The organism is Streptantibioticus rubrisoli (assembly GCF_024436055.1).
Classification (GTDB): Bacteria; Actinomycetota; Actinomycetes; order Streptomycetales; family Streptomycetaceae; genus Streptantibioticus_A; species Streptantibioticus_A rubrisoli.
On sequence record NZ_JANFNH010000017.1, the window covers coordinates 1 to 26,662 of the forward strand.

Genomic DNA, 26,662 nt, shown 5'->3' on the forward strand with positions numbered 1-26,662 from the left:
AAGAACACCGCGGCCACGACGGCGGCTACCGCCCCGACCGGCGTCGCGTCGTAACATCGCGGCGGGGTGGGTGGGATTCTTCCCACCCACCCCGCCATTTTTGACACTCTCCGCCCCCGCCCACCCCCGGCCGTGGGCGAAGTCGTTGGCCGCCGAATCCCCAGCCACTGCCGGGCGAGCGCGTAAGCCACCGGCCCACGACCCAGCTGCGCGCCCGGAGTTGGATCCCCGGCAATCGGGTGGGCGGGCGGGCAAAGCCCCACTAACCCCACCCACCGTGCCCAAGACGCACATGCACCGCCACACCCACACCCCGCCGGGCGAACTCCCACCGCCGCAACCCCGTACAAACCACCGGCCCACACACCGGCTCCACACCACCGGCCCCACACCACCGGCCCCACACCACCGCCCCCGCAGGGAGGCCACCGCAGGGAGGCCACCGCACGGTGTCGAAGGCGCCCCGGTTTGACCCGCCGGGAGGGCGCCCCGTAACCTTGACCTTCGGCGTTTCTGCGCCCACTTCTGAGCAAATCCCTCCCGCAGCAGGTGGGAGAGGCCCGAAAATCCGATTCACGCCCAGCGCGAATCGGGCGGGCTGGCGTCAGGAGTGCCATTTCGAGCGAGAGAGTGAGATCCGCGTTGTACGCAGTCGTGCGTAGCGGTGGCCGCCAGCACAAGGTTGCTGTCGGTGACATCGTCGAGGTTGACAAGATTTCCACCGCCAAGGTTGGCGACACGGTCGAGCTCTCGACCCTGCTCGTTGTCGACGGCGACTCGGTCACCAGCGACCCGTGGGTGCTGGCGGGCGTGAAGGTCCAGGCCGAGGTCGTGGACCACCACAAGGGTGCCAAGATCGACATCCTGCGGTACAAGAACAAGACCGGTTACCGCCGGCGCCAGGGTCACCGCCAGCAGTACACGGCAGTGAAGATCACCGGCATCCCCACGGCTGCGAAGTAAGGGACTGAGGAGAGATGGCACACAAGAAGGGCGCATCGTCCACCCGGAACGGTCGCGACTCCAACGCTCAGCGGCTCGGCGTGAAGCGCTTCGGCGGTCAGCTCGTCAACGCCGGTGAGATCCTGGTCCGCCAGCGCGGCACCCACTTCCACCCCGGCCTGAACGTCGGCCGTGGTGGCGACGACACGCTGTTCGCCCTCGCCGCCGGTGCGGTCGAGTTCGGCACCAGCCGTGGTCGCAAGGTCGTGAACATCGTTCCGGCCAGCTGAACCAACCAGCTGCCGTAACGCGACACACCGAGGGCGGACCTCGCTTCCCGCACCGGGAGGCAGGTCCGCCCTCGGCGCGTTTCGCGGGGGGCCGCCCCGACAACACACCGCACTACCCCATTTCCAGGAGGCCCAGACCATGACCACCTTCGTGGACCGCGTCGAACTGCATGTCGCCGCGGGTAACGGAGGCCACGGCTGCGCCTCCGTACACCGGGAGAAGTTCAAGCCGCTGGGCGGCCCGGACGGCGGCAACGGCGGCCGCGGCGGCGATGTGATCCTGGTGGTCGACACCGACGTCACCACGCTGATCGACTACCACCACTCCCCGCACCGCAAGGCCACCAACGGCAAGCCCGGTGAGGGCGGCAATCGCTCCGGCGCGGACGGCAAGGACCTGGTCCTGCCGGTCCCGGACGGCACGGTCGTGCTGGATGCCAAGGGCAACGTACTGGCCGACCTGGTGGGCCAGGGCACCTCGTTCGTCGCCGCCCAGGGCGGTCGTGGCGGCCTGGGCAACGCCGCGCTGGCCTCCCCGCGCCGCAAGGCGCCCGGTTTCGCACTGCTTGGCGAGCCCGGCCAGGCGCGTGACATCGTGCTGGAGCTGAAGACCGTCGCCGACGTGGCGCTGGTCGGCTACCCGAGCGCGGGCAAGTCGTCGCTGATCTCGGTGCTCTCCGCGGCCAAGCCGAAGATCGCCGACTATCCGTTCACCACGCTGGTGCCCAACCTCGGTGTGGTGACGGCCGGTTCGACCGTCTACACCATCGCCGACGTGCCCGGGCTGATCCCGGGCGCCAGCCAGGGCAAGGGCCTGGGCCTGGAGTTCCTGCGGCACGTCGAGCGCTGCTCGGTGCTGGTGCACGTACTGGACACCGCGACGCTGGAGTCGCACCGCGACCCGGTCACCGACCTCGATGTGATCGAGGCCGAACTGGCGCAGTACGGCGGACTCGAGGACCGGCCGCGGATCGTCGTACTCAACAAGGTGGACATCCCGGACGGCCAGGACCTCGCCGACCTGATCCGTCCCGATCTGGAGGCCCGCGGCTACCAGATCTTCGAGGTGTCCGCGGTCTCCCGGCACGGGCTGAAGGAGCTGTCCTTCGCGCTGGCGGACATCGTCGCCAGGGCACGGGCCGCCAAGCCGGTGCAGGAGTCGACCCGGATCGTCATCCGCCCGCAGGCGGTGGACGACGCGGGCTTCACCGTCACCGCCGAGGACGGCTTCTACCGGGTGCGCGGCGAGAAGCCGGAGCGCTGGGTCCGGCAGACCGACTTCAACAACGACGAGGCCGTCGGCTACCTCGCCGACCGGCTCAACCGCCTTGGTGTGGAAGAGGAGTTGGTCAAGGCCGGTGCCCGCGCGGGCGACGAGGTGGTGATCGGTCCGGAGGAGAACGCGGTCGTCTTCGACTGGGAGCCGTCGCTGGCCGCCGGTGCCGAGATGCTCGGCCGCCGGGGCGAGGACCACCGCTTCGACGCCCCGCGTCCGGCCGCCCAGCGCCGCAAGGACCGTGAGGCCGAACGCGACGACGCGCAGCGCGAGTACGACGAGTTCAACCCGTTCTAGGGGTTGGTGGTCGTTCCACGGCTCGATACTCGAAGGCGAACGCTCCGCCGCATCCCGTACATTGCGGACGGCGGATGGGCACCAGCAGGAAGTTGTGGGGTACGCGCGGTGGTAGGGCAGCAGGACGAACGCCTCAGGCACGATGTGACGGCCGCCCGCAGGGTCGTCGTCAAGGTCGGTTCGTCCTCGTTGACCACGGCCGCGGGCGGGCTGGACGCCGACCGGGTGGACGCGCTGGTGGACGTGCTGGCCAAGTCCCGGGACGCCAAGGAGATCGTGCTGGTCTCCTCGGGCGCGATCGCCGCCGGGCTCGCCCCGCTCGGGTTGGCCAAACGCCCCCGTGACCTGGCCCGCCAGCAGGCCGCCGCCAGCGTCGGCCAGGGACTGCTGGTCGCCCGCTACACCGCCTCGTTCGCACGGTACGGAATCCGGGTCGGCCAGGTGCTGCTGACCACCGACGACGTCAGCCGCCGGGCGCACTACCGCAACGCCTACCGCACGCTGGACAAGCTGCTGGCGATGGGCGCGCTGCCGATCGTCAACGAGAACGACACGGTGGCCACCGACGAGATCCGGTTCGGCGACAACGACCGACTGGCCGCGCTGGTCGCCCATCTGGTCCACGCCGATCTGCTGGTGCTGCTCTCCGACGTGGACGGGCTGTACGACGGGGACCCGCGCACCCCGGGTGCCCGGCGGATCGACGAGGTGGCCGGGCCGCGGGACCTGGACGGGGTGTCGATCGGCAGCGCGGGCAAGGCCGGGGTGGGCACCGGCGGCATGGTGACCAAGGTGGAGGCGGCCGGTATCGCGGCGGCGGCCGGTGTCCCGGTGGTGCTCACCTCGGCGACGCACGCCGCGGACGCGCTGGCCGGGCGGCCGACCGGCACCCTGTTCCACCGCACCGGCAAGCGCTCAGCGGACCGGCTGCTGTGGCTGGCGCACGCCTCCAGCCCGCGCGGCGCGCTGCGGCTGGACGCCGGAGCGGTCAGGGCCGTGGTGGAGCGGCGCACATCGCTGCTGCCGGCTGGGCTGATCGGGGTCGAGGGCCACTTCGCGGCGGGCGACCCGGTGGACCTGGTGGACGAGACCGGGCGGGCGGTCGCCCGCGGCCTGGTCAACTTCGACGCCAAGGAGCTGCCGAGGCTGCTCGGCCGCTCCACCCGGGAGCTGGCCGCGGAGTTCGGTCCGGCGTACGAGCGCGAGGTGGTACACCGCGACGACCTCGTCGTACTGCGCTGAGGGTGGTGTGGGGCCCGCTGGGCGGGGGAAGGTGACCGACCCCGGCCGGTTCGCGGCTGGACAACCAACGAGGGCTTCTTGGGGAAAACCGCCCCGCGGTCGGCCCGGGACTGGTCAACTTTGATGCGGGGAGCGTTTCCACACAGGAAACTCCAAACTTCAACGTCCGCACACCCCCAGCCAACGACCATCGCACCACGACCCGCTGACCCCAAGGCGGAGAACGCATACAGGAGGCCGCCGGTGAGACGAGGGCGCCCAGGGGCGCTGCCCCGAGGTGGGGGCCCCTCCCACGCACGAAGTGCGGTGGGGGAGGAACGAACCCTGACCAGCGTCGAGGGCATACAGACGGACCGTCCAGGGCAGGATCCGGGGCCGGAATCGCACAACCGGGAGCGAGATGCCTCGCGACTGTGGCATGTCACGCTCAGCGTCTCGGGAGACGAGGCGCCACTCGCGGAGGTCAGACGGGCGCTGGAGCAGCTCGCCCATGACCACCCCTTCCTACTGACCAGCCGCTACGCCACCACCCACGCGGAGATCCGCTACTGGGAGGAGGCGCGCGACCTGCACGACGCCGCGGCCATCGCGCTGCGGCTGTGGGGCGAGCACCGCGCCACGGCCAAGCTGCCGCCGTGGGAGATCGTCGGCCTTGAGGTCATAGACCGCGAGACGTACCACCAGCGCGTCGCGGAGGGCTACGGCCCGCCACCCGCCGCTCCGGTGGGCGTGCATCCGTTCTGACGTGTCGCTCGCCGCCGGGCGCCAAAGCAGGTGCGGTCAGGTAGCGCCCCGAAGGGGTGCGGGGCTGTGTTCATGTGCGGCTCCGCCGCGTGGGCGCGACCAGCCACAACGGGGCTGTAGACGATCGACGGCACATCGCCGCAGACGCGGTCGCACCCTCTGCCTGTCGTCACGGACGTGCGAGGACGCGCGCGGGCCGTCCCGCATGCCGGAATCGTGGTCGCGAGGGCGCCGCAGGTCAGTAGGCTTCCCCCATGACCAGTAGCGCAACCTCACCCGTACTTGAGACCGCCCGCCGCGCGAAGGCGGCCGCCGCCGTGCTCGCGCCGCTGCCGCGGACCGTACGCGACGGTGCGCTGCTCGCGATCGCCGACGCGCTGCGCGCCCGCACCGAGGAGATCGTCGCCGCCAACGCCGACGACATCGCCAAGGCGCGCGCCAACGGCACCAGCGAGGCGATCATCGACCGGCTCACCCTCACCCCGGAGCGGATCGAGGCCATCGCCGCGGACGTGACCAAGGTGGTCGCGCTGCCGGACCCGGTCGGCGAGGTGCTGCGCGGCTCGACGCTGCCCAACGGCCTGGAACTGCGCCAGATCCGGGTTCCGCTCGGTGTGGTCGGCATCATCTACGAGGCCCGGCCCAACGTCACCGTGGACGCCGCCGTGCTCTGCCTGAAGTCGGGCAACGCGGTGCTGCTGCGCGGCTCGTCGTCCGCGTACGCCTCCAACACCGCGCTGGTGGCGGTGCTGCGGGACGCCGTCGAGGCGGCCGGACTGCCCGCCGACGCCGTGCAGTTGGTGCCCGGTGAGAGCCGTGACTCGGTCAAGGAGCTGATGCGCGCCCGCGGTCTGGTGGACGTGCTCATTCCGCGCGGTGGCGCCTCGCTGATCAGGACGGTCGTTGAGGAGTCCACGGTGCCGGTGATCGAGACCGGGGTCGGCAACTGCCATGTGTACGTGGACGAGCACGCCGATCTCGACATGGCGGTGCGGATCCTGGTCAACGCCAAGGCGTCGCGGCCGAGCGTGTGCAACGCCGCGGAGACGGTGCTGGTGCACGCCGCCGTCGCCGACGCCTTCCTGCCGCGCGCGCTGTCCGCGCTCGCCGAGGCCGGGGTGACCGTACACGGTGACGAGACCTGGCAGCGGGTCTCCGACACCGTGCTGGCGGCCACCGAGGAGGACTGGGCGACCGAGTACCTGTCGTACGACATCGCCGCCGCCGTGGTCCCCGACCTGGACGCCGCCGTGGCGCACATCCGCCGGTGGTCCTCCGGGCACACCGAGGCCATCGTCACCCGCGACCAGTCCGCCGCCCGCCGCTTCGTGTCGCTGGTGGACTCCACCGCCGTGATGGTCAACGCCTCAACGCGGTTCACCGACGGCGGTCAGTTCGGCTTCGGTGCCGAAATCGGCATCTCCACCCAGAAGTTGCACGCCCGTGGACCGATGGGCCTGCCCGAGCTGACCTCCACCAAGTACGTGGTGACCGGCGACGGCCACATCCGCTGACCGTCCGCCCGCTGGCGCGAAGTGGCGGTCACCACTGTCGAATTCGACTTCCGACTGCCCATAGCGGCCCTCGCGGGCTTACTCTGGACGGGTGTCTGAGGATGTGGGCGGCAAGCCGTTCCCGGACGGTGAGGACCACGGCGGCGCGGACGACGAGTTCGCATCCGTGGTGTTCGACGAGGCTTTCGTACGGGCGGCGACGCTCCATGAACCCACCGCGCGCGAGCGGTTGTTGGCAGCCGCCCAGGCCTGGGCGGAGGCGGACGCGGCGCGCGCCAGGATCGGCGGGGCCGACGACGACGGCCTCGACGAGGAGGCGCACCGCTACGACGCCTACCACTACCGCAGTTTCGCGGACGACGCCCACGACCCCCTGGGCCGCTACGGCCACCCGCACCGGCACGCCTACCGCGGCCACACCCGCTGGCAGCGCACCGTCGCATGGGTGCTGGCCCTGGTGATGGGCATCGGGGTGATCGCCTTGACCTTCGTCGCCGTCTACCGCGGCGCCGCTGGCGGCGGACGGCAGCCCACGCCCATGCCCGCGACCGGCCGGGTGGACACCGCACCGCCACCGGGCCGGGTGGCGTCGCCCGCCGGGTCGCCCTGAGCGACCCGAAGCCGCGCCACGCCCAGCGAGCGGCCAGGGTGACGTCCGCTCAAAACTTGTCCGGTACCGAGACGTTCACCTGCCGCACGACCGACCTACTCTTGTTGTATGGCCGGGCGTGGAGACCCTCCGGAGGGGACACCCGAGGGCGTCCCGGGGAGTGGTGACGACGAATACCGATCCGTCGTGTTCGACGAGTCGTTCGTCCGGGCTGCCCGCATACAGGAGTTCTCGGCGCAGGAACGTATGGGCGGAACGGCCGGTGCGGTGCGCACCCGGCGGCCGACCGGCTGGCTGGGCGCCGGGCGGCAGGCGCTGGCCCTGGTGCTGCTGATCGCGCTGGCCTTCGGTACCGCCGTGTACCTGGGCATACGCCACCCGTACCGGCCCGCCACGGCGACGGATATCGACCCGCCGCGGATCACTCTGGTGCCGTTGGCCCCGCAGGGACCGGTGCCGGTGGCCGCCGCCGACCGGCTGTTCGCCGCCGAGGACGGGGCGCGCTACCAGGTGGGCGACAAGGGCGTCACCCTGCCGCAGTTCAACGGAACCGACCACTTCTCGCAGAGTGAGGTGCTGCGGGCGCTGACCACCGCCAGGAGGTACCTGATCGCCTCCGCGCTGGACCGCGCCGCGCTCACCGGCGGCGATGTACGCGCGGTGCGCGAACTGCTCGATCCCGGTCAAGTCGACCAGTTCGACCGGAGTTTGGCCCATCCGCTCGATGACGGACAGTACGCCGCCACCGGTTGGCTGGTCCGCTTCGACCCGGCCCGGATCGCCCTCGCCGACCCGCGGGTGCGGGTGCGCGGCAGCATGACGGTGAACGAGGACGGCCCCGCCGGACTGCTGGTCAACACCGACCACACCATGGTCTACGCGGTACGGGCCGTCGGCACCACGGGTGCCGCGTCGCTGTTCACCGTACGGCGGCAGCTGAAGCTGTACTTCGACCGCGCCGACCTGCGCAACCGCCAGGTGCAGGTGGAGCAGGCGGCGGTCGAGGCCGGGCCGCTGGCCTGCGGGAGGGACCCGGCCGGGTACTTCCGGCCGCTACTGGCCGGGCAGAGCGTGCCCGCCGGGACCGGGGTGGACCCCTATGACCACGGCAGGCCGGTCAGCTCGGTGTGCGCAGTGCTCAGGACCGTCCCGGGCCCGAGCCGGTGAACTTGTCCCGCAGCTTGCCGCCGATGTCCCCGGCCCCCGCCGCGATATCGCTGATCAGGCCCATCAGCGGGTCCTTGCTGGACTTCACGTGGTCCGCGTAGTGGTTCGCGGACTCCTTGAAGGACTCGTACACCGAGGTGTCCCTGTCGTCCTCGCGGCGCGGGTAGTGGCCGTCCATGATCCGCTGGTGGTCGCGGCTGTCCGCCCACTTCTTCAGCTCGGCCGCCCGCACCGTGGTGAACGGGTGGCTGCGCGGCAGCACGTTGAGGATCTTCAGCACCGAGTCCCGCAGGTCGCCGCCGGACTCGTACTCCTCGGCCTGCTTGAGGAACTCGTCCACGTTCATCTCGTGCAGGTGGTTGCCGCCCGCCAGCTTCATCAGCCCGCGCATCGACGCCTGCAGGTCCTGGCCGACCAGCAGTCCGGCCCGGTCGGCGGACAACTCGGACTTGCGGAACCACTCGCGCAGCGCGGTGACGATCGCCATGACCGCCATGTTGCCCAGCGGGATCCACGCCACCCGCAGTGCCAGGTTGGTCAGGAACAGCAGGATCGTGCGGTACACCGCGTGGCCGGACAGCGCGTGCCCCACCTCGTGGCCGACGACCGCGCGCATCTCCTCCTCGTCCAGCAGCTCCACCAGACCGGTGGTGACCACGATGATCGGCTCGTCCAGGCCGATGCACATGGCGTTGGGCTGCGGGTCCTGGTTGACGTACATCGGCGGGACCTTCTCCAGGTCCAGGATGTAGCAGGCGTCCCGCAGCATCGTGTTCAGGTGCGGGAACTGCTGCTCGCTGACCCGTACCGAGTCCGACAGGAAGAGCAGCCGCAACGAACGCTCCGGCAGCAGCCCGCTGAGCGCCTTGAACACGGTGTCGAAACCGCTGAGCTTGCGCAGCGCCACCAGCGCGGAGCGGTCGGCCGGATGCTCGTAGGCACGGGACGAGATCCCCGGGAAACGGGTGCGGTTACGGCTCGGCACCTGGTCGTTCGATTCGTTCGGCACGGTCATTGGGCCTCAATCCCCTGCTAGCCGTTTCGTGCTCGTCCCCCTGACACACCCCACGATAGGGCCCGGCACCGACAGGACTACGCTGAGAGGCATGCAGAACGCCGCACTGAACCACCTCGCCGATGGGGCACCGGTCTCCAGCGAGCTCCTGCCCATCGTCATCGTCGTCGCGGTCGTCGGCGTGGTCTTCCTCGCGTGGTTCCTGTTGCGCGGTTACGGGAACAAGGACTGACGGTCGGTTACTCGGTCCCGCGGTCGGCTGCCGCCGCGGGTACGTAGATCGCGTACACAGTGAGGACGCGCGGGGGCTGCGTGGGGTTCCTCACGCCCCGCACGTACCATGTGGCACGAGTTTCCGGGCCGGTTCGCCCGCCCGGCGGCTCACCGCGACTCGACCGCATCCTCGACCGCAAGGGGTCCCGCCGACCATGACCGCAAACATCCCAGCAGCTCTGACGCAGCTCGCCGAAGGCGGCAACCACGAGAGCCTGAGCCCGTACCTCACCGGTGGCGGCGCGCTGTTCATCCTGCTGCTCCTGCTGTGGATCACCACGCGCTTCAACCGGGACCGCTGATCCGGGTCAGCGCTTCCCCAGGGGCCAAGTAGGGTGTGCTCGCATGGGAGAGCAGGCAGTGCCCGCGCGCCCCTCCGCGACCGCTGACGGAGGGGCCGGGCCAGTGAAGAAACGACTCGGTGTGATGGGTGGGACCTTCGATCCCATCCACCACGGCCACCTGGTGGCGGCGAGCGAGGTCGCCAGCCTGTTCCACCTCGACGAGGTCGTCTTCGTCCCGACCGGCCAGCCCTGGCAGAAGGAGCACCAGCGGGTCTCCCCGGCCGAGGACCGCTACCTGATGACGGTCATCGCCACCGCGTCCAACCCGCAGTTCTCGGTGAGCCGCATCGACATCGACCGCGGCGGCCGCACCTATACCCTCGACACCCTGCGGGACCTGCGCGCCGAGTACGGCGACGTCGACCTCTTCTTCATCACCGGCGCCGACGCCCTGGCCCAGATCTTCTCCTGGCGGGACGCCCAGGAACTCTTCTCCATGGCGCACTTCATCGGCGTGACCAGACCCGGCCACACCCTGTCGGACCCCGGCATCCCCAACGGCGGGGTGTCCCTGGTCGAGGTACCCGCGCTGGCCATCTCGTCCACCGAGATCAGGGACCGTGTGGCGCAGGGCGAACCGGTCTGGTACCTGGTGCCCGACGGAGTGGTGCGCTACATCAACAAGCGGAATCTGTACCGGGACGCCGGGTAGCGATCGCTCGCGGTACTCGTTTTCTGATCTGGAGGGGTTCCCGTGACCGGCGACCAGGAGCACTACGGCCAGGACCCCTACGCGGGCGGCTGCCAGCAGCAGGGCGAGCAGGGCTACGACCCGTACGCCCCCGCCCAGCAGGGCTACGACCCGGCGTACTACCAGGGCCAGCAGCCCTATGCCCCGTATCCGGACCAGCAGTACCCGCAGCAGGGCTACGCCCAGCAGCCGTACCCCCAGGAGTACCCGCAGCAGGGCTACGACGGCTACCAGACCTACCAGCAGCCGGGCTACCACGACCCGGCGGCGTACCCGCAGCAGTCCTACGACGAGCAGCACTACCAGGTCCCGCAGCCGCGCCAGGAGGAGCCGCCGCGCGCCCCCGAACCCGAACCCCAGCAGCCGCCGCGCCGTGACGAGGAGGCGCCCCGGGAGTTCCACACCGAGCAGTTCGCCTTCGTCGAGGACGAGGACGAACAGGCCGAAGACGTCATCGACTGGCTGAAGTTCTCCGAGTCCCGCACCGAGCGCCGCGACGAGCGCAAGCGCCGCGGCCGTACCCGGGTGGTCGTGCTGGCCGTGCTGCTGGTGCTGGCGCTGCTCGGCGGCGTCGGCTACCTGTGGCAGACCGGAAAGCTGCCGGGGCTCGGCAAGGGCACCGCCGCCGCCCAGGCCAGCGGCGCCCAGAAGCGCGACGTGATCGTGGTGCACCTGCGGCAGGTCGACAGCAACGACAGCTCCACCGCGTTGCTGGTGGGCAACGAGACCACCGGCAGGGGCACCACCGTCCTGCTGCCCAACTCCCTTTCCGTGAACCCCGACGGCAACGGCACCACCACCTTGGGCAAGTCCGTGGTGGACCAGGGCGCGGGACCCACCAGGGACGCGCTGAGCGCCCTGCTGGGCGCCAACATCCAGGGCACCTGGCGGCTGGACACCCCCTATCTGGAGATCCTGGTCGACGCGGTCGGCGGCATCTCCGTCGACACCGACGCCACCATCACCTCAAACGGCAAGACCGTGGTGACCGCGGGCCAGCAGCAGGACCTGAGCGGGCAGGCGGCGGTCGCCTACGCCAGCTACCGCGGCGCCGGTGAGACGCAGGACAAGCAGCTCAACCGCTTCGGTCAGGTCATGCAGGCGGTGCTGATGAAGCTGCCGAGCGACGCCGCCACCGCCACCAAGATCATCGACAGCCTGGGCGCCATCGCCGACCCCTCGCTCACCGACGCCCAACTCGGCGCCACCCTGGCGCACCTGGCGGACCAGGAGAAGGCCGGCCACTACAGCACCACCACGCTGCCGGTGCGGCCGGACGGCACCCTCAGCGAGCAGGCCACCAGCGGCGTGGTCAAGGACGTACTCGGCGGCACCGTGAAGAACACCGACACCAGCGGCATCCCGCGGGTCGCCGTGCGCGACGCCACCGGCAGCAAGAAGGCGGCGTCCTCCGCCCAGGTCGCGGTGGTCAACTCCGGCTACAGCTACGTGGACGGCGGCACCGCGGCGCCGCAGGCGAAGTCACAGGTGATCTACGGCTCCGACAACCGGGCGCAGACCGCCAAGGAGCTGGCCAAGACCCTGGGCCTGCCGGACAGCGCGGTCAGCAAGGGACAGGGCACCGGCAACGCGGACATCACCGTGGTACTGGGCGGTGACTACAAGGGGTGACCGCGGCCGGGCGAAAAACCGGAGGCGGGCTGGCCACCGCGGCATGAGACCCTGGAGGGGTACCCGTTCCCGACCGGAAAGCATGGCTTGTGACCGCCACGGACCGCTCCCTCGAGCTGATCACCACCGCCGCACAGGCGGCAGCCGACAAGCTCGCGCACGACATCATCGCCTACGACGTCAGCGACGTGCTCGCCATCACGGACGCGTTCCTGCTCGCCTCCGCACCCAACGACCGGCAGGTCAAAGCGATCGTCGACGAGGTCGAGGAGCGGCTGCACAAGGAGCTGGGCGCCAAGCCGGTGCGTCGCGAGGGCGAGCGCGAGGGCCGCTGGGTGCTGCTCGACTACGTCGACATCGTGGTGCACGTCCAGCACGCCGAGGAGCGGGTGTTCTACGCGCTGGAGCGGCTGTGGAAGGACTGCCCGGAGATCGAGCTGCCCAAGGACGCGGTGGCGACCCGTGGCAAGGTCGCGGAGTACGCCCGGCAGCACGGCGCCGAGGCGGACGGAGAGCTGAGCTGAGCGCGCAGGAGCAGCCGCCGGTGAACGGCGGGACACAGCAGGGTACGGCCGAGCGGGAGCCCGGCCGTAAGAACGGGCGCGGCCGCCGCGTCGTGCTGTGGCGGCACGGCCAGACCTCCTGGAACCTGGAGCGCCGCTTCCAGGGCTCCACGGACATCCCGCTGACCGAGACCGGCGTCGCCCAGGCGCGCCGGGCGGCGCGGCTGCTCGCCGCGCTCAAGCCGGACGCGGTGATCTCCTCCGACCTGCGGCGGGCCGCGGCCACCGCGGCCGAGTTGTCCGCCGTGACCGGCCTTCAGCCCACGTACTACGAGGAGCTGCGGGAGACCTACGCGGGTGCCTGGCAGGGGCTGACCAGCACCGAGATCATGGAGCGGTACGGCGAGCAGTACCTGGCCTGGAAGCGCGGAGAGCCGGTGCGGCGCGGCGGCGGCGAGCTGGAGACCGAGGTCGCCGACCGGGCGGCGCCGGTGGTGCTGCGCGAGGTGGAGAAGCTGCCCGAGGACGGCACGCTGCTGGTGGTCAGCCACGGTGGCGCGATCCGGGTCACCATCGGCCGCCTGCTGGGCCTGCCACCGGCGCACTGGGAGTCGCTCGGCGGTCTGTCCAACTGCTGCTGGTCGGTGCTCGGCCACGGCGCCCGTGGCTGGCGGCTGCTGGAGCACAACGCGGGGACGCTGCCGCAGCCGGTGCTCGGCGACGACGTGTGACCGCCGATTTCACGAATCAGCAGGTCACCCGCTAAGCTTCTACTCGTTCCCGGCAAGGAGACGAGCCGAGAACAGCGGGGCTATAGCTCAGTTGGTAGAGCGCTTGCATGGCATGCAAGAGGTCAGGAGTTCAATTCTCCTTAGCTCCACGGGCAACGGACCACCTCCGGGTGGTCCGTTCTGTTATGCGGCACGAAAACGGCGGGCCCACTCGAGCACGCACCTCGCCTGCGAACCCGCCGGAACGCGCCCTTGGATCCGCCGCCCGGACGGCGCCCCGAACTCCCCGACAGATCAGGCCCGTTGGGCCGCCCTTTCACGTTCCTCCCGCAGCTCGGAGAGCGGTCGCCCGTGCAGCGGGCAGCCGATCACCGGATCACCGAGTGCGCGCAGTTGGGCCAGTCGGGCGCGGGTGGCCTCGTTCTCCGGCGTGTAGACGACGATGCGGTGCTCCGGCATGCCGTCGATCGCCAGTGAGGTGGACACCAGCCGCAGCTCGCCCACCCCGGGGTAGTCGACGATCTTGGTGCGTCGCCCCGGTGGTGCCACATCGCCGCTCGCCCACAGCTGGGCGAAGTCGGCGCTCGCCCTGATCAGCCGGTCGATGAAGTGCTCCCAGGCCGGTTCCCCGAGGTGCCTGCCGTACGCGGAGCGCAGTTGCGCCACCATCCGGGCCGCCTCCTCCGGGCTGTGGCGCAGGTTCTGGCAGCAGGGCGGAACGGTGAACATCCGCCACAGCACATTGCGCTCGCTCAGGTCCGGCAGCCGTGTCGCGGGCCAGATGGCGCAGTACGCGGTGTTGGCGGCCCGTACGTCGTAGCGGGCGTTGTAGACCACCGCGGCCAGCGGGTCGAGGGCGTCGAGGATGGCCTGCACCTCGGGGTCCACCTCGTCCGCGTCGGCCACCGCCTCCCGCACGAACGGCACGCCCGCGAGCCGGTACAGATGCTCGCGCTCCGTCGCGTCCAGCCGCAGCACCCGCGCCACCGCGTCCAGCACCTGAACGCTGGCGTTGATCGGGCGGCCCTGCTCCAGCCACGTGTACCAGGTCACCCCCACCCCGGCGAGCTGGGCGACCTCCTCGCGGCGCAGCCCGGGGGTGCGGCGGCGGGGGCCTGGCGGGAGCCCCACGTCCTGTGGGGTGACCCGGGCGCGGCGGCTGCGCAGGTATGCGGCCAGTTCGGTGCGCCGATTGCCGTGCGCCGTCGTACCGCGGCCGTTGATCGCCCCCATGCGCTCATCGTGCCGTGCCGCCGTGCACCCTGCCAGGTGCTGGTGGTACCAGCATCACCGGGCTCTCACCACCCGTACCGCCGGTCCAGCACCGTCATGGCCATGGCACAGACCGCAACCACCTCCACCATCAACGCGATTGACCGCGAACCACTACGGCACGGGCATCGGCGGCGCGGCTCGCCACGGTCCGGCTGGCTGCTGGCGATCGTGCTGACCGGCCAGTTCATGGCGCTACTTGACGCCTCCATCGTCAATGTGGCGGCCCCGACCATCCGCGTCGACCTGCACGCCTCGGGCGGCGGACTCCAACTGGTCGTCGCGGGCTACACCATCACCTACGCCGTGCTGCTGATCACCGGTGCCCGGTTGGGCGACCTGCTGGGGCACCGCAGGATGTTCCTCGGTGGTCTTGCGGTGTTCACCGCCGCCTCGCTGGCCTGCGGACTCGCCGCGGGCATCGGGGAGTTGACCGCCTTCCGGCTGGTGCAGGGCGCGGGATCGGCGCTGATGCTGCCGCAGGTGCTCAGTCTGATCCAGCGGACGTTCACGGGTTCGGCGCGGGTACGGGCGCTCAACGCGTTCTCCGCGGTGCTGGCCAGCGGCTACGCCTTGGGCCAGGTGCTCGGCGGACTGCTGGTCGGCGCCGACCTGTTCGGCTCCGGCTGGCGTCCGGTGTTCCTGGTGAACGTGCCGATCGGCGCCGTACTCCTGCTGGCCGGGCCACGGCTGATGCCTCGCGACGGTGAGCGGGCCCAGGAGCGGCAACGCGCCCTGGACCTACCGGGCTTGGTGACGCTGGCGGCGGCCGTGACGCTGTTCACCGTTCCGCTGGTGCTCGGGCAGCAGCAGGGATGGCCGGTGTGGTGCTGGGCGTCTTTGGCGCTCAGCGGCGCGCTGCTGGCGGTGTTCGCCGCGTTCGAGTCACGGCTGGCACGGCGCGGGGGAGCGCCGTTGATCTCGGGGCGGGTGCTCCGCGCGCCGGGGATGCGGACCGCCGTGGTGCGCATCGGGCTGGTGATGGCGCTCAACGCGGGGCTGATGTTCGCCTTCGCGCTGCACCTGCAGTCCGGGCTGGGGCGCGACGCCCTGGACGCCGGGCTGGTCTTCGCCCCCGCCGCGGTGGCGTTCGGCACGGTGAGCCTCAACTGGCGGCGGCTTCCGCCGCGTTGGCACGGCGCGCTGGTGCCGCTCGGCTTCGTCATCGCCGGTGCGGCCTGCGTCCTGTGCGGGCTGCTGCTACGGGACGGCGGCAGCGGCGGTATGTGCCTCTACCCGGCCATGGCGGCGGCGGGGCTCGGTGCGGGGCTGGCGTACGGGCCGAACCTCAACCGTGCGCTGGAGCGGGTGGCGCCGACGGACGCGGCCGACGCCAGCGGGCTGCTGGTAACCGTCACCCAACTCGGCCAGCTGGTGGGCGTCGCCACCCTCGGCACGCTCTACCTCAACCGTCTGACGTACTACGCCCGTTACACCCCCGGCACCGCGCACGCCTCCGCTCAGGCGCTGTGGCTCACCGCGGCCGCGCTGGCCGTGATCGCGTTGCTGGGCGTGCTCGCCGGGCCGCTCAGTGGTCGGCGTACGCCTGGTCGTGCCGGGACGTGCGGGACTGCGCCGGAATGACCGTGCGAGGCGTCTCGCGGCGCGTCCGTAGCGCCCGCGCCGCCTGGGTAGCGGCGACCGCCAGGAACGCCAGGCCGATCAGCGGGTAGAGCGCGGACAGCAGCATCTGCCCGGCGTTCTGGTGCAGTTCGAAACGCCACCCGGGAGTGTGCGGCACCGCCCACAGCAGGAAGGAGCAGAACAGCACCCCGGTCAGCGCCGCACCCGCCCGCCACCGAGGGTCACGCCGCCGCAGCGCCTCCGAGCCCAGCAGCAGCACCATCGGGACGCACCACACCCAGTGGTGCGACCACGACACCGGGCTGACCAGCAGCGCCGTCACCGCGCACGCGCAGGCCGCCCAGGCCGCCCCGGACGGCAGCCGGTCACCGGCCAGCGCCGCCGCCACCGCGACCGCCAGCCCGAGCACACCGACCAGCGCCGCCGCGACCAGCCACGACCCGCCCGGGTCCGGGGTGTGCAGCAGGCGGGCCAGCACACCGCGCACCGACTGGTTGGCGGTCTCCTCGGCATGGCCGACCCGGTTGGCGGCGAAGACCATCCGGGTCCAGAAGTCGTGTGAGTCCCTGGGCAGCGCCACCGCCGCCACGGTCACCGTCCCCACGAAGGCGGCCGCGGCCACCGTGGCCCGGCGCAGCGCCGGGTTCCACACCGGGCGGCCGGTGCGCAGCCGCCGCCAGCCCTGGGCGGCGCCCACCAGCGCCAGGAAGACACCGAACAGCGCCGGGGTCAGCTTGATCCCGGCGGCGATCCCGATGCCGACCCCGGCCCAGCGGTGGCCGGAGCGACGGGTCAGGTCCCACAGCACCAGCACCGCCAGCAGCAGGTTGATCTGCCCGTACCGCAGTGTCGTCCACACCGGCTCGCACCACACCGCCAGCGCGCTGACGGCGAGCGTCGCCGCCGCGCGCGGCACCCGGTGCGGCCTGCCGACCAGCCGCAGCGACAGATGGACCACCGCCACCAGCAGCCCGAGGTTGGCCAGTGTGGCCGCGGTCCGCATCGCCGGGACACCGAGCCAGCTCAGCGGCGCGAAGAGGATCGCGGCGAACGGCGGATAGGTGTTCGGCAGCTTCGCCTCGGTGGCCACCATCGCGTACAGGTCGTGACCGGTCCGCATGGTCCAGCCCTCGGCCCGGTACACCATGAGGTCGATCATGGAGACGTGCGCGGCGCGCTGCGCGATCCAGAAGCAGGTGAACGACGCCAGACAGGCCAGTGCGGCCAATGTGTTCGGGCGTCGCGCTATGAGGTCCCTGACCGCGCCGGTACGCGGGTCGCTGATCGGCTGCGTCGCGGTCACGGTGGTGGCTCCTGGGGTCCGGGGGCTTGGCTCGGCCCGGTCCGGCGGGCCGGGTCGTCGATCGGGCGGCGCGGAAGCCCGACAGTACCTTCTGCGGGGTTTGCGCAGCAGAGCGCGGTCCTCCCGTGTGCCCCGAAAGGCATGCGGGCGCCCACTCGGCCGATTTGGCGAAACGCCCCCCGCACCGTGTAATGTTTACTCAGTCGCCGGGGGGTCCCGGCGGAGAGCAGGACCTGGGGCTATAGCTCAGTTGGTAGAGCGCTTGCATGGCATGCAAGAGGTCAGGGGTTCAATTCCCCTTAGCTCCACGAGTACGAGGGCGACCTGGAACCGCGAGTAGCGCGGGGCGGGTCGCCCTCGTCGTTTCCGTTTCCGTACGGTTTGGCCGCGCTTCGGGCGCACCGCGGTGGGAGTGGGTGACGGGCGTCACAGCCGGTCGCCGGTCGGTCGGCGCCTCGTGTGCTGCACGGCGCCCGCGGGCCGGTACGCCGCGCCGGGGCGCGCCCGCCGTCACCGGGCACATCGGGTAGCGCCCAACCCGCTGCCGGGCGCCCCGACTTCAGGCCGTGCGCCACGCCGGATACCCACACCCGCCAGCGCACCGGGCGCCCTCGCGCCGCGAGCGCCCCGGGTGGCCCGACCGTGGCCGCCGCCAGCAGCGCGAACGCGCGTCAAGTGGACCGGCGGTGCCCGTCGCCCGGCCGGGTCCGGGCCGGTGCCTCGTGCCACGGCCGCGGCAAGGGCCCGTGACGCGGCCACCTCCGGCAACCCGTGGCGCGGCCACCCCTGGCGAGGTGACCAGTCGAACCGCGCTCAGCGGGGAGTGCGGGCGGCATGGCGGCCACCATGGAGGTCCACCGCCTGGGCGAGCCGACCGGACTGCGGCCGAACTCCCCCCGACTGCCGAGGAGTTGTCCGAAGGCGGTCGGCCGCCACTCCGCGCTACGAAGCAACTCAGGCGAAGTCCGCTGCGGTTCGCGGCGCCCTCAAAGGGGCGAGGGGCTGTGTTCATGTGCGGCTCCGCCGCGTGGGCGCGACCAGCCGCGATGGCGCCGCAGCCGATCGACAGTGCATCGCGGCTCTCCCGGCGAGGCGCCCAGCGCCGGGTGCGCTGGTCTTGTGCGCGCCCCCCGAACCGGGGAACCCTGTCAACTGCCGTACGGAGTCCAGCCTTCCGGTCTTGCCTCCGTCGCATGTCAACAGGGCGTGACAACTTCCCGGCCGTTACACCCACTTGGGCATTTCTTGACCCAATCATTCCCCTGACGTGAACAGATCAGCGACAGAGTTTGGCCCTACGGCATGCGGATCACCGCTATTCGGTGAACGCGCTCCGGGTCACGCGAGCATGCCGCGACCATTCGTGTCTCTTTGGGGGTTTCATGAAGCTTGCCCGTCCCAGAACGCGCGCCGGTCTTGCGGTGGCAGCCACGCTGCCGCTGGTGGCCGGCGCTCTGGCGCTCGGTGTGCCCACCGCCCAGGCCGACTCCAGCAACCGGCAGGTGCTGACCAACACCAAGCCGCTGTGGGCGACGCCGCGCGCTGACCACGGCACCGCCGCTGGTTCGACCAGCGTCAACGCCCGTGTCTACCTGGCCGGTAAGGACGCCCAGGGGCTGGCCGCCTACGCACAGGCGGTCTCCGACCCCTCGTCGCCCTCCTACGGCAAGTACCTGACGCCGAAGCAGGTGCAGGATCGTTTCGGCGCGACCAAGCAGCAGATAGCCGAGGTCACCGCCTGGCTGAAGAGCTCGGGCCTGACGGTGACCGGTTCCAACCAGCACTACATCGCGGTGAGCGGCGACAAGGCCGCGGTGGAGAAGGCCTTCAACACGGAGCTGCGCAACTACTCCAAGGACGGCCACCTCTACCACGCCCCTGCCCAGGCCGCCTCCGTACCGGCCTCGCTGCACGGCGCGGTGCTCACCATCACCGGTCTGGACAACGCTCCCAAGCAGTCCCAGCACGACGAGCTGCCCCCGCCGGAGGCCGTCGCCCGGCAGGCCGGTCCGTTCTCCACGTACTACGGCTCCAACGTCGCCAAGAACCTGCCCAAGGCGTACGGCGGTTCGGCGCCCTACGTCGTCAAGGGCTACACCGGCAAGCAGCTGCGTGCCGCCTACGGCGCCAAGGGCTACACCGGCAAGGGCGTGACCGTCGCCATCACCGACGCGTTCGCCTCGCCGTACATCGCCAAGGACGCGTCCGAGTACGCCAAGCGCAACGGTGACGCGGCCTACAAGGCGGGCCAGTTCACCCAGGTGCTGCCGAGCGCCTACAACAACATCGACTCCTGCAAGGCCGCCGGTTGGTACGGCGAGGAGACGCTGGACGTGGAGGCGGTGCACGCGGTCGCCCCTGGCGCCAACATCGTCTACGTGGGCGCCGCCTCGTGCAACGACCCCGACCTGATGGACAGCCTGAACAAGGTGGTCGACAACCGCCTCGCCGACATCGTCTCCAACTCCTGGAGCGACGTCGAGGCGAACGAGACCCCGGACGTGGCCGCCGCCTACGACCAGATCTTCCAGCAGGGCGCGGTCGAGGGCATCGGCTTCTACTTCTCCTCCGGTGACAACGGTGACGAGCTCGCCAACACCGGCACCAAGCAGATCGACACCCCGGCCAACTCCGCCTGGGTGACCGCGGTCGGCGGCACCTCGCTGGCCGTCGGCAAGGGTGACAAGTACCAGTGGGAGACCGGCTGGGGCACCACCAAGGCCACGCTCTCCGCGGACGGCAAGAACTGGTCCTCGCTGCCCGGTGACTACCTCTACGGCGCCGGTGGCGGCACCAGCAAGCTCGTTGCGCAGCCGTTCTACCAGCGCGGCGTCGTCCCGGACGCGCTGAGCAAGCAGAACGGTGCCCCCGCGCAGCGCGTGGTGCCGGACATCGCGGCGGTCGCCGACCCGACCACCGGCTTCCTGGTCGGCCAGTCGCAGACCTTCCCCGACAAGTCCGTGCGGTACAGCGAGTACCGCATCGGCGGCACCTCGCTCGCCGCGCCGGTGATCTCCGCGATCCAGGCCCTCGCCCAGCAGGCCCGCGGCGGTGTGCCGATCGGCTTCGCCAACCCGGCCATCTACGACCGGTTCGGCACCTCGGCGTACCACGACGTGACCGACCACCCGCTCGGCCAGGGCCAGTCCCTCGCCGATGTGCGCGTCGACTTCAAGAACGGCTTCGACGCCAAGGGCGGCTACAACGTCTCGCTGCGCACCCTGGGCCACGACAGCTCGCTGAACGCGACGATCGGCTACGACAACGTCACCGGCGTCGGCAGCCCCGGCGCGAACTACGTGCTCTCGTACCGTCCGCGCCACTGAGCGACAGCGCACAGGCACACGGCGTAGGGCCCGCACCGGCTATCCCGGTGCGGGCCCTTCCCGCGCTGGGGTACCCTGAGCCCATGCGTGCCGTACGCCTTCTGCTTATCCAGCCGCGCTGACGAGGAACCAGTCAGTGCGGCGACCCCTCCTGTGCGAGGGGTTTTTTCGTTTCCGGACCAGGCCGGTCCACGGCCCGGGGCGAAACGATCCGAAGGCAGACCGGGCGTACGCCTGTCATGACATCGATGGAGCTTCGAGGGACATGAGCGAGACCACCCCCGCCGCCGAGGCGGCCGCGCCGCACCGCTACACCGCCCAGCTGGCCGCCGACATCGAGGCGCGCTGGCAGGACTTCTGGGAGCGCGAGGGCACCTTCAACGCCCCCAACCCGGACGGTGGCGAGCTCGGCGGTCCGGCGGAGGTCACCGACCGGCCCAAGAAGTTCATCATGGACATGTTCCCCTACCCGTCGGGCGCGGGACTGCACGTGGGCCACCCGCTGGGCTACATCGCCACCGACGTGTTCGCCCGCTTCCACCGGATGACCGGCCACAACGTGCTGCACACGCTGGGCTTCGACGCCTTCGGCCTGCCCGCCGAGCAGTACGCGGTGCAGACCGGCACCCACCCCCGGGTGACCACCGAGGCCAACATGGCCACCATGAAGGCCCAGCTGCGCCGCCTGGGCCTGGGGCACGACAAGCGCCGCTCCTTCGCCACCATCGACCCCGGGTACTACAAGTGGACCCAGTGGATCTTCCTGCAGATCTTCAACTCCTGGTACGACCCCGAGGCGCGCAGGGCCCGCCCGATCGACGAGCTGGTCGAGCAGTTCGCCTCCGGCACCCGGCCCACTCCTGACGGCCGCCCCTGGGCCGAGCTGACCTCCGTCGAGCGCGCCGACATCCTCAGCGGTTACCGGCTGGCCTACGCCTCCGACTCGCCGGTGAACTGGTGCCCGGGCCTGGGCACCGTATTGGCCAACGAGGAGGTCACCGCGGACGGCCGCTCCGAGCGCGGCAACTTCCCGGTGTTCAAGGCGAAGCTGCGCCAGTGGATGATGCGCATCACCGCGTACGGCGACCGGCTGCTGGAGGACCTGGACGCGCTGGACTGGCCCGAGGCCATCAAGCTGCAGCAGCGCAACTGGATCGGCCGCTCCGAGGGCGCCCGGGTGGACTTCCCTGTCAGCTTCGACGGGGACGCCAAGATCACCGTCTTCACCACCCGCCCCGACACCCTGTTCGGCGCCACCTACATGGTGCTGGCCCCTGAACATGAGCTGGTGGACAAGCTCGTCCCGGCCACCTGGCCCGAGGACACCCCTGCGGCATGGACCGGCGGGCACACCAACCCGGCCGAGGCCGTCACCGAGTACCGCAAGCAGGCCGCCGCCAAGTCCGACCTGGAGCGGCAGGCCGAGGCCAAGGAGAAGACCGGTGTGTTCACCGGCGCCTACGCGGTGAACCCGGTCAGCGGCGACCGCGTTCCGGTCTTCATCGCCGACTACGTGCTGATGGGCTACGGCACCGGCGCCATCATGGCCGTCCCGGCGCACGACAGCCGCGACTTCGCGTTCGCCCGCGCCTTCGAGCTGCCGATGCGCTGTGTGGTGCAGCCTGGCGACGACCGCGGCACGGACCCGGCGACATGGGAGGACGCGTTCGACTCCTATGACGCGCGGATCATCAACTCCGCCAACGCCGAGGTCTCCTTGGACGGCCTGCTGGTTCCCGAGGCCAAGTCGAAGATCACCCAGTGGCTGGCCGCCCGCGGCATCGGCGAGGGCACCGTCAACTTCCGGCTGCGCGACTGGCTGTTCAGCCGCCAGCGTTACTGGGGCGAGCCGTTCCCGATCGTCTACGACGAGGACGGTGTGGCCCACCCGCTGCCCGAGTCGATGCTGCCCGTCGAACTGCCCGAGATCGACGACTACGCACCGCGCACCTTCGACCCGGACGACGCCGACACCTCGCCGGAGACCCCGCTGTCCCGCAACGAGGACTGGGTCAATGTCGAGCTGGACCTGGGCGACGGACCCAAGACGTACCGCCGTGAGACCAACACCATGCCGAACTGGGCCGGTTCGTGCTGGTACGAGCTGCGCTACCTGGACCCGTACAACCGCGAGCGGCTGGTCGACCCGACCGCCGAGGCGTACTGGATGGGGCCGCGCGAGGGCCAGCCCGCGGGCGGTGTCGACCTGTACGTGGGTGGCGCCGAGCACGCCGTACTGCACCTGCTGTACGCCCGTTTCTGGCACAAGGTGCTGTACGACCTGGGCCACATCTCGTCGTACGAGCCGTTCCACAAGCTCTACAACCAGGGCATGATCCAGGCCTACGTCTACCGCGACAGCCGCGGCTTCCCCGTCCCGGCGGCCGAGGTCGAGGAGCGCGACGGCCAGTACTTCCACGACGGCCAGCAGGTCAAGCGCGAGCTGGGCAAGATGGGCAAGTCCCTGAAGAACGCGGTCACCCCGGACGAGATCTGCGCCGAGTACGGTGCCGACACGCTGCGCCTGTACGAGATGGCGATGGGCCCGCTGGACGTGTCGCGGCCGTGGGACACCCGGGCCGTCGTCGGCTCCTACCGGTTCCTGCAGCGGCTGTGGCGCAACGTCGTGGACGAGGCCACCGGCGAGGTCACCGTGGTGGACGAGGAGCCGGACGAGGAGACGCTGCGCGCGCTGCACAAGGCGATCGACGGCATCCGCGGCGACATGGCGGGCCTGCGCTTCAACACCGCCATCGCCAAGGCCACCGAGCTGAACAACCACCTCACCAAGCTGCCCCGGGTGCCGCGCACGGTCGCCGAGCGGATGGTGCTGCTCGTCGCTCCGCTGGCCCCGCACATCGCCGAGGAACTGTGGCGCAAGCTGGGCCACACCGAGTCGCTGGCCCACACCGACTACCCGGTCGCCGACCCGGCGTATGTTCAGGACGAGACGGTCACCTGTGTCGTCCAGGTCAAGGGCAAGGTCAAGGCGCGCCTGGAGGTTCCCCCGGCCATCGGCGAGGCGGAGCTGGAGAAGCTGGCGCTGGCCGACGAGGCGGTACAGGCGGCGCTGGGCGGTGCGGGCATCCGCAAGGTCATCGTCCGGGCGCCGAAGCTGGTGAACGTCGTGCCCGCGTGACATCGCGCCCCCTAGGGGGGCGGTTCGGGGCCGGTTGCGGGTTCCACTGGAACTGCGACCGGCCCCGTCCGTTCTACCGTGGAGGCAACCGCTTTCGGCGGGTGTCTTCGGTGGGTGTTTTCGGTCGTGGTGGGAGAGGGAGCGTCCATGGTTGCCGTTTTCGGGGTACTCGCGCTGGTCCTGCTGGCGGCCGTGGTGCTCGGTGTGGTCGCGGCGGTCAAGACGGTGCGGGCCGTGCGCCGCGGGGTGGAGCGCACCAGCGCCCAGGCGCGACGCGTGGTCGAGGAGACCACCCTCAAGGCGAAGAAGTACGGTCAGCCCGGCGCGCTCGGCGAGTTGGCGTCGCTACGGCTGGAACTGCGCGAGTCCATGATCGGCACCCGTCAGGCGCTGGAGGCCGGTGTCGCGGCTGACCCGGCGCTGCGCGAGGCGCTGGGCCTGCTCGACCGGCTGCGGGAGCACGCGCACTGCCTGGACGACGAGCTGCGGCTGCTGGAGCGCGAGCCCGACCGGGGCCGGATCGCCGCCCGCCTGCCGGAACTGCGGCAGCGCACGGAACGCGTCACCCACAGCGCGGACTCGCTGCGCTGGGCGGCCCAGGATCGCGCCCGGCAGTTCGGTGACGACGAACTCGCCGCGCTCGGCCGGGAGATCGAGCTGGAAGCGGGCGCACTGCGGCACTGGGTGCCGACCGAGGTCGACGCCCCGACGCGGTCGGAGCTGGACCAGGGGCAGTCGCGCGGCCGTCGCTGAGCCGCGGGCAGCGGTGTTGTCGGCACAGGGTTGACGGGTAGGGTCCCGCTCATGTCTGCGCATGTCGCCATCGTCACCGATTCCACGGCCTACCTGCCGCAGGAGGCGCTGACCCGCCATCACATCACGGTGGTTCCGCTCACCGTGATCCTGGGTGACGAGATGCTGGAGGAGGGCACCGAGGGCTCGGCCCAGACGGTCGCCACCGCGTTGCGCCGCCGTCGACCGGTGACCACCTCACGGCCGGGACCGGAGCGGTTCACCGCCGCCTACCGCGCCGCGGCGGACGCGGGCGCCAGCGCCGTGGTCTCCCTCCACTTGTCCGCCGAGTTCTCCGGGACCTATGACGCGGCGTGCGTCGCGGCCGAGACCGCGCCGGTTCCGGTCCGGGTCGTGGACACCGGCATGGTGGCGATGGCGCTGGGCTTCCCGGTGCTCGCGGCGGCCGAGGCGGCACAGTCCGGGGGCACGGTGGACGACGCCGTCGCGGCGGCGGAGAAGCGCGCCGCGGGGACCTCCGCCTACTTCTACGTGGACACCCTGGACTATCTGCGGCGCGGCGGCCGGATCGGCGCGGCACAGGCCCTGCTGGGCTCGGCGCTGGCCGTCAAGCCGCTGTTGCAGCTCGCGGAGGGGCGGATCCAGCTGCTGGAGAAGGTGCGCACGGCTTCCCGGGCCATCGCCCGGCTGGAGGAGGTCGTAGCGGAGCGGGCGGGTCAGGCGGTGGTGGACATCGCCGTCCACCATCTGGCCGCCGCCGACCGCGCCGAGACCCTGGCGGAGCGCCTGCGGGCCCGGGTGCCTGGGGTGGCGGAGCTGCATGTGAGCGAGGTCGGGGCGGTCATCGGGGCGCACACCGGACCGGGGCTGTTGGGGGCGGTCGTCTCACCACGGTGAGGGTCCCCGCCGAGGACGGGGTGCTGGTGGCGGGTGCGCGTGGCCGGGCGCGGGGACTGCGCCCTGAAGGGGCGCGGGGAACTGCGCGACCAGCCGCAACGGCGCTGCAGACGAATTGACGGCACCCATCGCCGCACCCCCAGCGGAGCGGTTAGCGCGCTGGCCTGAGTTCACCCGATCGAATGACCAAGTTATCCACAACTGCCCAGTAATCCACGGGATTTGGCTGGACTCGGCAGCGTTCGGTTCAACTGCCTACTGTCAGTAGGCATGGGAACGCACACCGCAACTGCCAATCGCCCCAGCGACAGTGACACCGTCGCCCGAGCGCGCGCGGACGCGCTGTTCGACCGCCCGCCGACGGGTGCCGATCCTGCCCCGGAGCCCGCTGCCGCGCGGCCGCGGCGGCCGCCGCGCCGCCCCTCGTGGCGGACCGCCGTCTTCGAACGGCTGCCGGTCTGGGTGCAGTTGAGATGCGGGATGGAACTGCGCACGGTCGCCGCCCTCGCCGGTGTGCTGGTGCTGGCGGCGGTCTTCGCGGCGCACCACTTCTGGGCGGGCAGGCCGCGTACGGTGCAGCCGCCGCCCGTCGCACGGGCCGCCACCTTCCCGGTAGGGCAGGTGACCGGCGGCTCGGCGACGCCGACGGTCCGACCGTCGACCGCGGAGGTGGTGGTCGACGTCGCCGGAAAGGTACGGGCCCCGGGAGTACGGCACCTCCCGGCCGGGTCACGCGTCACCGACGCGCTGAAGGCGGCGGGCGGCCCGCTGCCGGGTGCCGACACCAGCGGCCTCAACCTGGCCCGGCCGCTCACGGACGGGGAGCAGGTCGTGGTCGGCCAGCCCGTGGCGCCCGCCGAGGGCGCGGGCAGCCGAGGGGGCGGTGCGGCGCAGGCGTCGGGCACGGGCGGGGGGACGAACGGTCCGCTCAGCCTCAACACCGCCACGGCCGAGCAGCTTGACGCCTTGCCCGGCGTCGGCCCGGTGCTCGCCCGCCGCATCGTCGAATACCGCACCGAGCACGGCGCGTTCACCTCCGTCGGCCAACTCCGCCAGGTCACCGGGGTGGGGGAGCGTCGTTTCCAGGAACTCCAGCCGTTGGTGCGGCCATGAACGC

General features: G+C 71.2%; 23 protein-coding genes and 2 tRNA genes. 22 read left to right on the forward strand and 3 right to left on the reverse strand.

Annotated elements, in window-relative coordinates; all coding sequences use genetic code 11:
* Positions 1-642 precede the first annotated feature (642 nt).
* From rplU to NON19_RS16285, 8 genes are all read left to right on the forward strand, one after another.
* On the forward strand, positions 643-963 hold the full coding sequence (rplU, locus tag NON19_RS16250) for a 50S ribosomal protein L21 (protein ID WP_255928715.1): 321 nt from the start codon (positions 643-645) through the stop codon (positions 961-963).
* A gap of 14 nt (positions 964-977) precedes the next feature.
* On the forward strand, positions 978-1,232 hold the full coding sequence (gene rpmA / locus NON19_RS16255) for a 50S ribosomal protein L27 (protein ID WP_255928716.1): 255 nt from the start codon (positions 978-980) through the stop codon (positions 1,230-1,232).
* A 139-nt stretch (positions 1,233-1,371) separates the two neighbouring features.
* Positions 1,372-2,805 (forward strand): GTPase ObgE, encoded by a 1,434-nt coding sequence (obgE, locus tag NON19_RS16260; RefSeq protein WP_255928717.1) that lies wholly within the window; start codon positions 1,372-1,374, stop codon positions 2,803-2,805.
* Between the two features lie 108 nt (positions 2,806-2,913).
* Positions 2,914-4,047 (forward strand): glutamate 5-kinase, encoded by a 1,134-nt coding sequence (gene proB, locus NON19_RS16265; protein ID WP_372514156.1) that lies wholly within the window; start codon positions 2,914-2,916, stop codon positions 4,045-4,047.
* Positions 4,048-4,290: 243 nt separating this feature from the next.
* Positions 4,291-4,791: a DUF8830 family protein gene (locus NON19_RS16270; RefSeq protein WP_372514157.1), complete on the forward strand. Its 501-nt coding sequence runs from the start codon at positions 4,291-4,293 to the stop codon at positions 4,789-4,791.
* A gap of 254 nt (positions 4,792-5,045) precedes the next feature.
* Positions 5,046-6,305 (forward strand): glutamate-5-semialdehyde dehydrogenase, encoded by a 1,260-nt coding sequence (locus NON19_RS16275; protein WP_255928718.1) that lies wholly within the window; start codon positions 5,046-5,048, stop codon positions 6,303-6,305.
* A gap of 91 nt (positions 6,306-6,396) precedes the next feature.
* Positions 6,397-6,915 carry an SCO2584 family spore wall biosynthesis protein gene (locus NON19_RS16280; RefSeq protein ID WP_255928719.1) on the forward strand — a complete coding sequence of 173 codons (519 nt, stop codon included), beginning with the start codon at positions 6,397-6,399 and terminating at the stop codon, positions 6,913-6,915.
* Positions 6,916-7,023: 108 nt separating this feature from the next.
* A complete protein-coding gene (locus tag NON19_RS16285) occupies positions 7,024-8,082 on the forward strand; it encodes an SCO2583 family membrane protein (RefSeq protein ID WP_255928720.1) in 1,059 nt (352 codons plus the stop codon).
* Here NON19_RS16285 and NON19_RS16290 read toward each other — a convergent pair.
* Complete coding sequence (locus NON19_RS16290) at positions 8,054-9,097, reverse strand: M48 family metallopeptidase (RefSeq protein WP_255928721.1); 1,044 nt, start codon at positions 9,095-9,097, stop codon at positions 8,054-8,056. The two genes, NON19_RS16285 and NON19_RS16290, sit on opposite strands and share 29 nt — an antisense overlap.
* 91 nt (positions 9,098-9,188) lie before the next feature.
* Here NON19_RS16290 and NON19_RS16295 point away from each other — a divergent pair, with 91 nt between their 5' ends.
* The 7 genes from NON19_RS16295 (at position 9,189) to NON19_RS16325 (ending at position 13,420) form a co-directional block, all read left to right on the forward strand.
* Positions 9,189-9,329, forward strand: a complete 141-nt coding sequence (locus tag NON19_RS16295; protein WP_255928722.1) for a hypothetical protein — start codon at positions 9,189-9,191, stop codon at positions 9,327-9,329.
* A 196-nt stretch (positions 9,330-9,525) separates the two neighbouring features.
* The gene (locus NON19_RS16300) at positions 9,526-9,672 is read left to right on the forward strand and encodes a hypothetical protein (protein WP_255928723.1); all 147 of its coding nucleotides are present in this window, start codon (positions 9,526-9,528) and stop codon (positions 9,670-9,672) included.
* A 43-nt stretch (positions 9,673-9,715) separates the two neighbouring features.
* Complete coding sequence (gene nadD / locus NON19_RS16305; protein WP_255928724.1) at positions 9,716-10,366, forward strand: nicotinate-nucleotide adenylyltransferase; 651 nt, start codon at positions 9,716-9,718, stop codon at positions 10,364-10,366.
* A 42-nt stretch (positions 10,367-10,408) separates the two neighbouring features.
* Entirely contained in the window at positions 10,409-12,037 is a 1,629-nt protein-coding gene (locus NON19_RS33700; RefSeq protein ID WP_372514158.1) for an LCP family protein, read from the forward strand.
* 89 nt (positions 12,038-12,126) lie between these two features.
* On the forward strand, positions 12,127-12,561 hold the full coding sequence (gene rsfS, locus NON19_RS16315; RefSeq protein WP_255928725.1) for a ribosome silencing factor: 435 nt from the start codon (positions 12,127-12,129) through the stop codon (positions 12,559-12,561).
* Between the two features lie 20 nt (positions 12,562-12,581).
* Positions 12,582-13,271 carry a histidine phosphatase family protein gene (locus NON19_RS16320; RefSeq protein ID WP_255928726.1) on the forward strand — a complete coding sequence of 230 codons (690 nt, stop codon included), beginning with the start codon at positions 12,582-12,584 and terminating at the stop codon, positions 13,269-13,271.
* Positions 13,272-13,347: 76 nt separating this feature from the next.
* Positions 13,348-13,420 (forward strand) — tRNA-Ala (locus NON19_RS16325).
* A 145-nt stretch (positions 13,421-13,565) separates the two neighbouring features.
* Here the strand turns inward: NON19_RS16325 and NON19_RS16330 are convergent.
* Positions 13,566-14,504 (reverse strand): helix-turn-helix transcriptional regulator, encoded by a 939-nt coding sequence (locus NON19_RS16330; protein WP_255928728.1) that lies wholly within the window; start codon positions 14,502-14,504, stop codon positions 13,566-13,568.
* Positions 14,505-14,606: 102 nt separating this feature from the next.
* On the opposite strand from NON19_RS16330, the gene NON19_RS16335 reads away from it, so the two are divergent.
* Positions 14,607-16,127: an MFS transporter gene (locus NON19_RS16335; RefSeq protein ID WP_255928730.1), complete on the forward strand. Its 1,521-nt coding sequence runs from the start codon at positions 14,607-14,609 to the stop codon at positions 16,125-16,127.
* Here the strand turns inward: NON19_RS16335 and NON19_RS16340 are convergent.
* On the reverse strand, positions 16,072-17,430 hold the full coding sequence (locus NON19_RS16340; protein WP_255928732.1) for a glycosyltransferase 87 family protein: 1,359 nt from the start codon (positions 17,428-17,430) through the stop codon (positions 16,072-16,074). The two genes, NON19_RS16335 and NON19_RS16340, sit on opposite strands and share 56 nt — an antisense overlap.
* Positions 17,431-17,665: 235 nt before the next feature.
* Between NON19_RS16340 and NON19_RS16345 the strand changes: the two genes are divergently transcribed.
* The 6 genes from NON19_RS16345 to NON19_RS16370 all read left to right on the forward strand — a co-directional run bounded on the left by NON19_RS16345 (position 17,666) and on the right by NON19_RS16370 (position 26,658).
* A tRNA-Ala gene (locus NON19_RS16345) sits at positions 17,666-17,738 on the forward strand.
* Between the two features lie 1,074 nt (positions 17,739-18,812).
* On the forward strand, positions 18,813-20,756 hold the full coding sequence (locus NON19_RS16350; RefSeq protein ID WP_255928734.1) for a S53 family peptidase: 1,944 nt from the start codon (positions 18,813-18,815) through the stop codon (positions 20,754-20,756).
* Positions 20,757-21,021: 265 nt separating this feature from the next.
* A complete protein-coding gene (leuS, locus tag NON19_RS16355; RefSeq protein WP_255928736.1) occupies positions 21,022-23,895 on the forward strand; it encodes a leucine--tRNA ligase in 2,874 nt (957 codons plus the stop codon).
* 147 nt (positions 23,896-24,042) lie between these two features.
* The gene (locus NON19_RS16360; protein ID WP_308213698.1) at positions 24,043-24,648 is read left to right on the forward strand and encodes a hypothetical protein; all 606 of its coding nucleotides are present in this window, start codon (positions 24,043-24,045) and stop codon (positions 24,646-24,648) included.
* A 51-nt stretch (positions 24,649-24,699) separates the two neighbouring features.
* Entirely contained in the window at positions 24,700-25,545 is an 846-nt protein-coding gene (locus NON19_RS16365; protein ID WP_255928738.1) for a DegV family protein, read from the forward strand.
* 270 nt (positions 25,546-25,815) lie between these two features.
* Positions 25,816-26,658 (forward strand): ComEA family DNA-binding protein, encoded by an 843-nt coding sequence (locus tag NON19_RS16370; protein WP_255928740.1) that lies wholly within the window; start codon positions 25,816-25,818, stop codon positions 26,656-26,658.
* Positions 26,659-26,662 lie beyond the last annotated feature (4 nt).